Genomic DNA, 12,000 nt, shown 5'->3' with positions numbered 1-12,000 from the left:
ATAAATGCTAAAGCCCACCGAAGAAAATGCAACAAAACAATTATTCCAATCAACTTCGAAATCCGGAAAGTCAGAATCAATCACCCCAGTTTATGCTGGATTACAAAAAAATACTGTTTGATCTGCTTCGTTTCTGGTGGCTTTTCGCCATTACCATTCCACTGGCATTGGGCGTTGTTTTGGCGATTCACCGTTATTCCCCCCCCATTTACAGAGCATCCATGTCTTTATTAATGGAAGAAAGAGGAACGGAGAACTCACGGGAAAGTATGATGGAAGGATTCGGATTGACGCCGGGTCAGCGCAGTCTGGATAATCAGATTGCTGTTTTGACTTCCCGCGATATTATCCGAAAAGCAATTGACCAGCTTGATTTCCACATCAGTTATTTTGCGGCAGGAAGATTGAAAGACACCGAAGTCTATACCAATCCCGGTTTTAATGTCCAAATGGATTCTTCGGCGGCACAGATTTTAAATGTGCCCATCTATATCACCATTCTAAATGAAAAGCAATTTGAACTTTCGATAAAATCCGAGGGTTTTAACACCATACAGTACAACTCTGAGGCTACACAGAATTACGGGAGCATTATCGACTTCGAAGAAACGTTCTCCTTCGGCGAGTTGGTAGAAACGCCATGGCTTAGAATCATAATTATTAACAACGGGCTTAAAACCAGTTCTGATAAAGCTTATTACTTTGAATTTAACCACCCCGAAAGCCTTACGGCACATTTTTCATCTGTACTCAACGCACAGAAAGCAGGTGAAAACTCTACCATTGTTAATGTCTCTGTTACCGGTAATAACCATCAGAAAAACATCACCTTCCTGAATAAACTCTCCGAGACATTCATTAATGCAAACCTGGAAAAGAAAAACCAGATAGCTACCAATACCATTAATTTCATTGAAGAACAGCTTTTAATAATTTCGGACTCTCTGTCACAAAAAGGAACTGAGCTGAGTTCGTACCGTACCAAGAACCAAATACAGAGTGTCAGTTCCGAAGCAGAACATCTGTTTACCCAGATTCAGGAACTAACAACCAGAATTTCTGAGAAACGATTAACATTTAATTATTACGATTATCTGCATCAATACTTTTCATCCGAAGATGTACTAACAAAGGGGCTGGCTCCAGCCTCCTACAACATCGACAATCCTATTATCTCCAATCAGATAAATACGATTCTGGAATTGAACAATGAGCGACTGACTCTAAGCGGGCAGAGCAATCCTTACAAAAATGAGCTCGATAAACAGATTCTGGTTGCCAGAAACACGCTGATTGAAGCTATAACCAATCAAAAAGATATCATTGACAAATCCATCACACGATTGGAAGAGGAGAAACGTTCCATTACGAGTCAACTGTATCAATTACCCGAAAAAGAACGCAGATTACTGGGAATAGAACGGCAATTTGACCTGAACAATGAAGTATATACCTTTCTGCTGAGAAAACGTTCGGAAGCCCAAATTCAGAAAGCTTCCAATACTTCCGACCATTCTGTTCTGGAGAGGCCCCGGTTTACAGGCACAGTTTATCCCAAAAAGGCTTCCAATTATCAGAAAGCCCTTTTTGCCGGCATTCTTTTACCGCTCATTTTTATCGTGTTGCGACAGTTATTGAACAACCGCATTACCTCAACCGATGAAATAGAAAAAATCACCTCCATTCCGGTTATCGGCCACATTATGCACAGCCACAAAGGAGTAACAAATGTGGTGAACAGTCATCCCCGCTCTATCATTACAGAAACATTCCGGCGTGTCAGAACCCGACTGGAGTATCTGACAGCAAATGTGGAAACACCAATTATTTCGGTATCCAGTTCCATGCCCGGTGAAGGAAAAACATTTTGTGCCCTTAATCTTGCGGCTGTTTTTGCTTATTCAAATAAGAGAACTGTGATAATTGGTTACGATATGCGCAAACCCGGTTTGAACAAAGTTCTTGACCTTGACAACTACGATGGTCTTTCTCAGTATTACATTGGGAAAGTAAGCCTCGATGATATTATCCATCAAAGCGAGCAGGAAAATTTATTTGTTATCCCTTCCGGAGCGGTTCCTCCCAACCCTTCAGAATTGATTTCTTCAGCAAAAACAGATGAGTTGTTTGAGGAGTTAAGTAACCGATTTGATGTTATTATTTTGGATACTCCACCAATGGGCGTTGTGGCTGACCCTGTTTTGTTGGCACGTAAATCCGACACACTTATATTCCTGGCACGCCAGAATTACACCATTCGCGAGGCTTTTTCCGAAACACTGAAACACCTGGGAGTGGAAGGCATAAAAAATGTGGGTATATTATTTAATGATATACAGGTAAAAAAAGGCAAGAAAGGTGCTAAATATGGATATGGTTATGGTTATGGATATGGTTACGGGGATGGTTATGGCTACGGATATGGGCATGGTTATTATGAGGAACAGTGAAGAAACGACATTTTAAACCACAAAAAAAATGAATTGAACCATAGAAGGCATATAAGAAATCATTATTGTTCGGATAAAATCTAATCCAGAAAAAGAGATTGCTTCCCGCTTCGTTCCTCGCCGTCGCAATGACGCCGTTCTACAGTTTTTAGCAGAATGAAGGGGGTTGTGAAAAAATGCATATATGACAAAACTGGTAGGTTCCTGCAAAGGGCCAATAATTTAAAAACAAATAATTCCTTATGAATGAGGCGGTTATTGAAATGATGATTTACTACTTTGGAACCGATGTTTCAAGGATAAATCATGCGCTTAAAGTTTACGGATTCGCTACCTGTATTGCACATAGGGAAAAACTGCCTGAAAATAAGTTGCTGATAGTTGATACCGCCGCAATACTGCATGACATTGGAGTTAAAGAAGCGGAATTGAAGCACAAATCCACCGGCGGCAAATACCAGGAAATGGAAGGGCCACCCATTGCAAGAGATTTTCTTGAAGAACTGGAAATGGATAATGAGATAATCGATAGAGTCTGTCACATAATTGGTAATCACCATTCCTACCAAAAAATTGATGACACAGATTTTCAGATTATTGTGGAGGCAGATTTTCTGGTCAACATTTATGAAGAAAAAATGTCAGACTCATCCATCAAAAGCATTCGCCAGAAGTATTTTAAAACCAAAACCGGAATATCCATGATTAAAAGCATGTATATTCAATAATATCTCCTGTTTGGTTTTAGCCAACCAACAGGTTAACCGGTTTAATCAACTAAGTACATGAACTTGCAAACATCCTTACGTTACATATCATTTTTCATCCTGATTCTTTTGGTTCACAGCACCCGGGGACAGGTTTACAACAGTTGGAATAACCATGCATTCAATCCAGTTGAGAGAGTGCTTCATGTTCAGGGGCAAAATCTGCATAGCTCCGTTGGCCCGATACGCCTGGATGAAGTGGCGCGCTACTACAATGTGGATTCGTTAATTCAACGGGGAATTAGAAAACCATCTCATCATCAGAATATTTTCGGTCGGTTTTTCTCAGATGACCTGTTGTCGTGGGAAGAAGAGGATGTGTGGATCCGTATCAATCCACTTTTCAATTTTGAATTTGGAAAGGATGATGCCACCGGTCAGAGCTGGTTTGTTAATACTCGTGGCGCCATGATTGAAGGTCAATTGGGTCCGGATGTGGGCTTTTATGTGGATTTGCACGAAAATCAGGCAACATTTCCCGGATATCTAGACGATTTTGCCAGGGAGCGTGATGTGGTTCCCGGTCAGGGGCGCCGCAAAGAATTTGGAGATCACGGACATGACTTCGCTCAATCCACAGGGTACCTCAGTTACAATGCGGGGCGTTATTTTAATTTTCAGGCCGGCTTCGGAAAAAATTTTATCGGAGACGGGCACCGCTCGCTTTTCCTTTCGGATGCTGCTTACAGCTACCCCTATCTGAAAATGACTGCCACCTTTCTGAAAGCCAAATATATGTTTATGGTGAGCGAATTGAAAAATTTTTACCGCGACCCCACACTTGGCGACACCCGATATCAAACCAAATACGGAGCGTTTCATTACCTCACCTGGAACATAGGCCAACGTTTTAGTGTGGGTCTTTTCGAAAGTGTTATTTGGGCTGCAGAAGACACAGTTGGCCATCGTGGTCTTGATGTTAATTATCTGGTGCCACTGGTTGTTTATCGTCCGGTAGAATTCAATCTGGGGTCGCCCGACAACATGACGATGGGCATCAACCTGAAATACATTCCCTGGAGAAATGCTGCATTCTATGGCCAGTTTGTTTTAGGAGAATTTAAGGCCGATGAAGTTTTTTCCGGCGAGAAATGGTGGGCCAACAAACAGGGTTTTCTTTTGGGATTGAAAGCATATGACTTCCTGGGCATCAAAAACTTTGACTTCCAGACAGAATACAGCCAGGTTAGGCCCTATACCTACTCGCACTATATGCCCATAACCAATTACGGCCATTACAACCAGGAACTGGCCCACGTGTTGGGAGCCAATTTTCGGGAAAGCATCACCTTTCTCCGCTACCGTGCTCGTCGCTGGCATTTTGAACTTAAGACTCAGCTAGCCACCAAGGGATTGGATTACAATGATGATGTTAGCTTCGGAGGTAACATCCATCATCCCAATGTTACCCGACCGGCAGATTACGGGCATACCATCGGGCAAGGATTAAAATCTAATCTGACTCAGGTGGAGTTGAATGTGATGTTTCTGATTAATCCCCGCAATAATATGAATCTGCAAATCGGAGCCAGAAAGCGAAAAATGTCTAATGAGCTGGAGACAATTGATGGCAACTATTTTTATCTGGCATTCCGAACCTCTTTGCAAAATATCTATTACGACTATTTTTAAACTCTCTTTTTCACCGACACAGCCGGATTACCCCTGTAAATCATATAAGGTTCCATTTTCACCGGCGCCACACTCTGAAGTGACAAAACAGAATGTGTCTGACAAACAGAATTGCCCGGAACAATGGAATTGGCACCAATCCACACGCCATCTTCAAGAATTATCTCCCCCACCATCAGGTCAAAAGTCTCCCTCCGGTAATTATGGTTTCCACACAACAACAGAACGCCCTGCGAGAGACAGCAATTGGCACCAATGCTCACTTTAGCAAGATTATCAATCCATACTCCCTCTCCTATCCAGGTATTCTCACCAATACTCAAATTCCAGGGGTATTTGACATTCACTCTGGGCTTAACAACCACTCCTCTGCCTATTTGTGCTCCAAAAATCTTCAACAAAAAAACTTTAAAACCTGAAAAAGGAAACAAACCATTGGTGAAAAAAATGGTATTGGTAAAATGCCAGATTGTCCTGACAATTATTCCCTGCCCCGGATTGAACCAACTGTTATCATATTTGGATAAATCGACCTGCATAACCTTATTTTTTCTGTGAATATAAGAAAATACAGCCAATTCAGGAAAACTGACAATTATCAATTTTCTTGAATAAAAACTCTTTACGTTAATTCATAATTTTCGTAAATTATCAAAAAATAGTTAACCAAATTATTAATCTTTCGGTCCAGAAACTCATCAAACAGAATAATGCTGGGAAATACCGTAGATTGATATTTTAAAAACTCAACCAGATGAAGGCATTCAGTTATCTACTCAGCACCCTGCTGCTTGTTGCATTTCTGACAAGTTGTGGCAACAAACCTAAAATCGGGTTTTTAATGGACACTCTCGAAATTGAACGCTGGCAAAAGGACAAGGACCTGTTTGAAAAAAAGATAGAAGAACTGGGGGGAACAGTCTTGGTTAGCGTGGCCGAAGGAAATCCACCTACACAGATGGAACAGGCCATGGAAATGATTTACGACAAAGTAGATGTTTTGGTTGTAATTCCCGTTGACCTCTATTCCTCAAGAGATATTGTCAAGGAAGCCCATAAAAAAAATATTCCGGTGATATCCTACGACAGGATGATCCGGGATTGTGATGTTGATTATTATGTGTCTGCCGACAACATTAATATCGGCGAACTCCAGGCAGATTATCTGTCCAAAGTGGCTCCTGTAGGAAAATATGCTCTTTTGGGCGGGCCCCAAAAGGACAACAATGCAGCCCTGTTGCATCTGGGCTGGATGAATGTTCTGCAACCACTGATTGAAAAAGGAGATATTGAGATTGTACTGGATCAGTATGTTGAAAACTGGAATGCCGATGAGGCTTATACTATTGTTAATGACTATCTGAAAAACTCTGATCCTGAACTAAAAGCCATCATTGCAGGCAACGACCAACTTGCAGGTGGCGCTATCAGAGCTCTTCAGGAACATAATCTGCAACGTGAAGTACTGGTGGCCGGACAGGATGCCGATCTCGAAGCAATTCGCAATATTGTGGCGGGTTATCAAACAATCACCATTTTTAAACCCATTGATGCCATAGCTTACACTGCTGCAGAAATGGCTATGAAAATGGCTAATGAAGAAGGCCCTTTTAACACCAATGTCACCGTTCACAATGGTTACAAACTGGTTCCTACCGTACTTCTCCCATCGCAGGTGGTTAATCGTCAAAACATTAAAATGACTGTAGTTTCTGAAGGATTTCAGGAAGAGGAAGAGATTTACGAATATGAACTGGAATAACCTTTTTAGCTCTTAGCTGTTAGCTCTTAGCTCTTAGCTGTTAGCTCTTGGCTGTTAGCTCTTGGCTGTTAGCTGTTAGCTCTTAGCTGTTAGCTCTTGGCTCGTAGGTCGTTGCTGTTAAACCAGGTGGCCGGCGAAAAACAAGATCAGAAATCAGTGGTAAAAAGGGGAATACAGCTGTAATGCTCGCAAGGAGGAAAAGCAATGCCTTTTAAATGAGCAGTTTTGAGTGTTTGCGTTTTAGAAAAAAAGCATCTGTGCCTAAAAGTTTATTTTAAACAATTCAAAAGCATCAACTAACTTTAGAGAAAGGGATTCTACTTAAAATGGTGGGTTTTGAGATATGAGCCTCTCAAAACCCACCATGACATTTATAAATATTACATTTGCAAAAAAACAGATTCATGCTTCTTGAAGATACCATTTGCGCCATATCCACAGCTCCAGGCAGCGGTGCCATTGCAGTAGTTCGCATCGCCGGCCCCAATGCTTTTGAAACCGTTGAAAAAATTTTTCGTCCGGCAGGAAAAAAGAAACACCTGTCCGACCAACCGGCCCATTCAGCTCATTATGGAACCATCCACAACGATACAAAAGAAATTGATGAAGTACTGGTGACCATCTTTAAAGGCCCCCGCTCATTTACCGGCGACGACATCGTTGAGATATCCTGTCACGGGGCCCCCATTATCCAACAGGAAATCCTTCACCTGCTCACCGATAACGGCGCACGTATGGCCCGCCCCGGTGAGTTTACGCAACGTGCTTTTCTCAACGGGAAAATGGACCTCAGTCAGGCCGAAGCGGTGGCCGACCTCATCGCTTCGCGCAGCGAATCGGCCCGCCGTGTTGCCCTTAAACAGATGAAGGGCGGATTCAGCAACGAACTGGTCAGTCTCCGTGCCAAACTACTGGAATTTACCTCTCTTATTGAGCTGGAGCTCGATTTCAGCGAGGAGGATGTAGAATTTGCCGACCGGCAACAGCTGATTGAACTGGTGGACGAAATTAACCGGGTTCTTACCAGACTCATTAATTCATTCTCGCTGGGCAATGCCATCAAAAATGGAATTCCGGTGGCCATTGTGGGACATACCAACGCGGGAAAATCAACTCTTCTCAATGCTTTGCTTCAGGAAGAGAGAGCCATCGTTTCGGATGTGCACGGCACCACCCGCGACGTGATTGAAGATGTGATGAATATAGAAGGTATTACTTTCCGGTTTATTGACACCGCCGGAATACGGGATACCATCGACAAAGTAGAGAGCATGGGAATTGCCCTCACCTACAGCAAAATAAAACAAGCCTCCATTGTTATCCTGATGATGGATGCCCGTGATGAAGATGAGAAAATCCACCAGGCAGTATCTGATGTCAAGAACCACATGGAAACCGATGATCAGCAACTTCTGGTTGTCATTAACAAAACCGATCTCTTGCCTCCCGGAACTGCAGAGAAACGTTTTTCGGAGGAATCCTTCCGGGAACTCACAGCTTCCGATGCCATTGTTCCCCTGTCTGCCAAACACCACACCAACCTGGATACTTTGATTGCGCAGCTCCTAAAAACGGTAAATCTAAGCGCCATCGACAACAACGAAGTGGTGGTAACCAATGCCCGCCATTACGAAGCACTCAAAAATGCTCGCGATGGCATCACCCGCACCCGTCAGGGACTTGAAGCCGGCATTTCAGGCGACTTTATTGCGCAGGATATTCGTGAAGTACTCCACTATCTTGGCGAAATCACCGGGCAAATATCTACCGATGAAGTGCTGGGGAATATATTTAAGAACTTTTGTATCGGGAAGTAAACTTCTCATAATATGAATATTACACCTACAAACCATTTCCCATGAAAATTCAATATTGCTCAGATTTACACCTCGAATTTGCCCAAAATGCACTCTTTTTGCATAAAAATCCTATCAAACCCCTTGGTGATATTCTGATTCTGGCAGGAGATATCACCTATTGGGGGAAGAAACATTTCAAACACTGGTTTTTTGATTATGTCTCTGACAACTTCAACACTGTTTATTACATTCCGGGGAACCATGAGTTCTATACCGGAAAGGAAGTACAGATATTAGATAAGCCTGTATTTGAATCTTTGAGGGAAAATGTTTTTCTGGTCAACAATAAGGTTATCAATGTAGAGGGAACAGATTTTTTCTTCACTACGTTCTGGTCTCACATTCCTTTTAATGAATCATTAATTATTGAGCGAGGCATCAACGATTTTTACAAAATAAGGCATAAGGGAAAGAAATTAAGAAGTGATGATTTTAACAGACTACATGAAGAAAGCCTGGATTTCTTAAGCCGGGAATTTCGCAACTCTACCGCAGACAAAAAAATTGTAGTCACACACCACATTCCGACACAGTTGTGTAATCCGGAGCAGTTCAAAAATTCAATGATTAATCCTGCTTTTGTCTCCGAACACTATGACTTTATTGCTGACAATCATATAGATTATTGGATTTACGGTCATCACCATGTGAATATGCCGGAGACTGAAATAAATGGCACTAAGCTGGTAACTAATCAGTTGGGATATGTGCATTTGGGGGAACATCATGGTTTCCGAAGAAATGCTGCAATTGAAATTGAATAGCACTGAGTTATTAAGAAAACAGAAAAGGGGAATATGATAAGGCCTGTGAGTAATCAGGAAATTCTCCAAAAAAGGATGATAGACAAGGATGAGATAAAGCATCCAGGGAAGCGTATTATAATGGAGATGACAAACTGATGCATGAATTTTCTGATGATTTTGATGAGGATGGATAGACATGGTAAATCTTTCATCCATCAATCCCATGAAATATGAGAAAGAATATCACATAGAGTCGAAATTGTTATATCCTAAAAGCTCGTATGATCAGGTTAAATATTGAATTTAAGGGATCAGGACTAACTTTGTTCATGGATCTCGAATGATGAGTGACTTTGCCTTAAGTCTAATAGTGAGTGTTTTATGTGCGATTTGAAGGCTTTGGAATTTGTCCTGAATAGCATTGTCCTCAAAATCTACGAATTAGACTCTGAGAATAATATCCATTTTGTGAATATTTATTACCTGTAATTCTTATTAGATTTTATCATTTTGAAATCTGTTGAGAAATTGCTTCTTCGAGCTTATGAAAGATTGTTTTTAGGGGGCTGTTGTTGATTTTTTCACTAATAAATTCGCTTAAATTTTGAATCTCATGTCCATTTGCCGGAGAAAAAGTATCTAAAGCAAAATGAGCCCAGTTATTCGAGTTACTATAAAAATCATCTTTAATAAGTGAATTCTCAGTTTCAGAAAATTTAATCGATTCAAATATTTCCTTATTCTTTAGCAGTGCATTCTGAAGTTCTACAATAACCATTAGCTGTTTTTTAGATGAAAAGAGTCCTTTGAAAATTACTGTAAACATGAGGTTATGATCAGAGTGAGAAAGGTAGTAACGGAATTCATTCTCTTGTTTACCCCTGGGAGCCAGAACATTTAGGCCCAATATTTCACCGGCTGTGTTTGTTTCTGATTTAATATGTTGTTTCACATTTTCGGAAAGTTCATTTACCTTCTTTATTTCATTGTTGTAATTATAGAATAAATCAATGTTTTGATAGTCCATGGGATTGCTGAGATTTAAAATGTTTTGATAAAAATCGGTTAAGAAAGTAACGTATTTAGAAGACGCCTGTACAATATAGTTCCCAAGCCACTGCATAACTGAATCTAACAGTTGGTGGTGGGTTATATTAATAAAATTAACATGCGGAACATGAGCAAGCTTGTGCAACGTGAGTACAACGCCCACTTTGTTTGGTGAATCTATAGATTGCCAATAATCCTCCAAATTGTTATTGAGAAAGTGATATACTTTATTCTCAACAATTATGGCTTTAGAACTTGATTGAAGCACCAAATCAATACGACCATTTTCTTTTGTCGGGTATTCTCTGGCAATCTCAAAGTTATTATCGAATTCAAAAATTACTCCAGAATCTCTTATGACTTTTAATAATGAAGAAATAAATAAATCCTTAAATCCATGTTCGGCATTAACATCAAGAAAAAATGCGTAAATATTGGACCATACATCTTCGTAATGTGGCTGCTTTGATATTCCTAAGAAGGTCAATGGATTTCGCCGGACTTCGGGAAAAAGGATTTTTTTGCTTTTAATCTTAGCTAAAAAAGTTTTTGTTTCCATACATTTTTTTGTGTCTTACGCTGAAATAGGTTTTAAAATTAAAGTTTACTTCTGCCACTTCTTAAAATTCTCAGCCTGTTCGAAAATCTCTTTATACACCTCGTCCCGGTCAACGGGCGGGTAATCATTTTCGGCAAGAAGAATGATTAAATCGGCTTTTAGCTCTGCTTTAATGTCATCTCTTTTGCTCCAATCGGTGTATTTGGCTTTGTCGTCAACTACTCCTTTGACTTCGGAAGCTAAATGAATGAGTTTTTCCTCCGGATAGGCAAAATCGTATTTGACTGTCAGATCTTTTAGGATATCGTAGAAGGCCTTTTCTTCGAAGTCAATACCCAGATCATTAAATGACTCTCGTTCCTTTTTGAGAGCATGATAAAGATTGATTATTTCGTCGGTAAAATCCTCCAGAACTTCGCTTCTGAATACGTCACTTTCTTTTCTTTCATTGTATCTTTCTACAAGCTTTTGCATCTCTTTAGAGAATTTAATCCCTTTAGTTCTGTTAGTTTTTTTGAACTCACCAATCGCTTTTGCCAATAATTGCTGTAGTAATTTTATTTTGGTATTAGGGAGCTTTATTTTCTCGATTTTTGCCAGATAATCCTCGTCAAAGATGTCTGTTTCTGCGTTTTTGTCTTCATTCAATTTAAAGATCTCCACTACCCCGTCACTGGCAAGCGCATCTTTTATCATTTCACGGACTTTGGTATTCATTTGTGCCGTATCAGGAGCCGTTCCTTTGGTAAGTTTGAAAACAATGGAGCGAACGGCCAGATAAAAATGGACGTAGTCTTTCTCTACTTGGCTCAGTTTTTCGCTGGCAGAACAAATATCATAAGCTGCTTTTAAGCGCTTCACCAGAAACATAAACCGTTTTTCCAACTCATTGGTCATCTGGACAAATTCGGCTGCCATATTCAACGTATTGAGTTGTTCAACGGGACTGCCGGAAAAGTATTTCGTGCTGTCAAACTTATGGAAAATTCTTCCCAGCAAATCCAGATGGTCTTTGACCACTACGACAGATTGCTCTATATCCTCAAAGTTATGGGTATCGGCCTTGTTGTAATGTGCCAGGGCCAGATTCATCTGTTTTTTTATGCCGATGTAATCTACCACCAGACCTTTTTCCTTGCCTTCAACCTTTCGGTTTACTCTCGATATGGTTTGAA

Annotated in this window: 9 protein-coding genes; 6 read left to right on the top strand and 3 right to left on the bottom strand. The window is 40.6% G+C overall.

Annotation, left to right across the window (positions count from 1 at the left end; all coding sequences use genetic code 11):
• Positions 1-26 precede the first annotated feature (26 nt).
• The 3 genes from QZZ43_RS03485 to QZZ43_RS03475 all read left to right on the top strand — a co-directional run bounded on the left by QZZ43_RS03485 (position 27) and on the right by QZZ43_RS03475 (position 4,849).
• Positions 27-2,450, top strand: coding sequence for a tyrosine-protein kinase (locus tag QZZ43_RS03485; protein WP_291856300.1), 2,424 nt, complete (start codon positions 27-29; stop codon positions 2,448-2,450).
• 242 nt (positions 2,451-2,692) lie between these two features.
• Positions 2,693-3,178: an HD domain-containing protein gene (locus tag QZZ43_RS03480; protein ID WP_291856298.1), complete on the top strand. Its 486-nt coding sequence runs from the start codon at positions 2,693-2,695 to the stop codon at positions 3,176-3,178.
• A gap of 57 nt (positions 3,179-3,235) precedes the next feature.
• Positions 3,236-4,849, top strand: a complete 1,614-nt coding sequence (locus QZZ43_RS03475) for a hypothetical protein (protein WP_291856296.1) — start codon at positions 3,236-3,238, stop codon at positions 4,847-4,849.
• Here QZZ43_RS03475 and QZZ43_RS03470 read toward each other — a convergent pair.
• Positions 4,846-5,388 carry a WcaF family extracellular polysaccharide biosynthesis acetyltransferase gene (locus QZZ43_RS03470; RefSeq protein WP_291856294.1) on the bottom strand — a complete coding sequence of 181 codons (543 nt, stop codon included), beginning with the start codon at positions 5,386-5,388 and terminating at the stop codon, positions 4,846-4,848. The genes QZZ43_RS03475 and QZZ43_RS03470 overlap by 4 nt on opposite strands.
• 215 nt (positions 5,389-5,603) lie before the next feature.
• Between QZZ43_RS03470 and QZZ43_RS03465 the strand changes: the two genes are divergently transcribed.
• The 3 genes from QZZ43_RS03465 (at position 5,604) to QZZ43_RS03455 (ending at position 9,234) form a co-directional block, all read left to right on the top strand.
• Positions 5,604-6,611 carry a substrate-binding domain-containing protein gene (locus tag QZZ43_RS03465; RefSeq protein WP_291856292.1) on the top strand — a complete coding sequence of 336 codons (1,008 nt, stop codon included), beginning with the start codon at positions 5,604-5,606 and terminating at the stop codon, positions 6,609-6,611.
• A 404-nt stretch (positions 6,612-7,015) separates the two neighbouring features.
• Positions 7,016-8,428, top strand: coding sequence for a tRNA uridine-5-carboxymethylaminomethyl(34) synthesis GTPase MnmE (gene mnmE / locus QZZ43_RS03460; protein WP_291856290.1), 1,413 nt, complete (start codon positions 7,016-7,018; stop codon positions 8,426-8,428).
• Between the two features lie 41 nt (positions 8,429-8,469).
• A complete protein-coding gene (locus tag QZZ43_RS03455) occupies positions 8,470-9,234 on the top strand; it encodes a metallophosphoesterase (RefSeq protein ID WP_291856288.1) in 765 nt (254 codons plus the stop codon).
• A 487-nt stretch (positions 9,235-9,721) separates the two neighbouring features.
• Here QZZ43_RS03455 and QZZ43_RS03450 read toward each other — a convergent pair whose 3' ends face one another.
• Both QZZ43_RS03450 and QZZ43_RS03445 read right to left on the bottom strand, forming a co-directional pair.
• Positions 9,722-10,825, bottom strand: a complete 1,104-nt coding sequence (locus tag QZZ43_RS03450; protein ID WP_291856286.1) for a PD-(D/E)XK nuclease family protein — start codon at positions 10,823-10,825, stop codon at positions 9,722-9,724.
• Between the two features lie 45 nt (positions 10,826-10,870).
• Positions 10,871-12,000: DUF3387 domain-containing protein (locus QZZ43_RS03445; RefSeq protein ID WP_291856284.1), on the bottom strand; the 1,130-nt coding region annotated here is incomplete at its 5' end.

It is taken from the genome of Marinilabilia sp. (assembly GCF_016278715.1).
Classification (GTDB): domain Bacteria; phylum Bacteroidota; class Bacteroidia; order Bacteroidales; family Marinilabiliaceae; genus Marinilabilia.
Note: the sequence above shows the minus strand (reverse complement) of the source record. Positions and strands in the feature narration are given on the sequence as shown.

Bases quoted from the DNA above. Each gene is read 5' to 3' on its own strand.
- QZZ43_RS03485 (WP_291856300.1), top strand. From the start codon at position 27: ATGCAACAAAACAATTATTCCAATCAACTTCGAAATCCGGAAAGTCAG.
- QZZ43_RS03480 (WP_291856298.1), top strand. From the start codon at position 2,693: ATGAATGAGGCGGTTATTGAAATGATGATTTACTACTTTGGAACCGAT.
- QZZ43_RS03475 (WP_291856296.1), top strand. From the start codon at position 3,236: ATGAACTTGCAAACATCCTTACGTTACATATCATTTTTCATCCTGATT.
- QZZ43_RS03470 (WP_291856294.1), bottom strand. From the start codon at position 5,388: ATGCAGGTCGATTTATCCAAATATGATAACAGTTGGTTCAATCCGGGG.
- QZZ43_RS03465 (WP_291856292.1), top strand. From the start codon at position 5,604: ATGAAGGCATTCAGTTATCTACTCAGCACCCTGCTGCTTGTTGCATTT.
- mnmE (WP_291856290.1), top strand. From the start codon at position 7,016: ATGCTTCTTGAAGATACCATTTGCGCCATATCCACAGCTCCAGGCAGC.
- QZZ43_RS03455 (WP_291856288.1), top strand. From the start codon at position 8,470: ATGAAAATTCAATATTGCTCAGATTTACACCTCGAATTTGCCCAAAAT.
- QZZ43_RS03450 (WP_291856286.1), bottom strand. From the start codon at position 10,825: ATGGAAACAAAAACTTTTTTAGCTAAGATTAAAAGCAAAAAAATCCTT.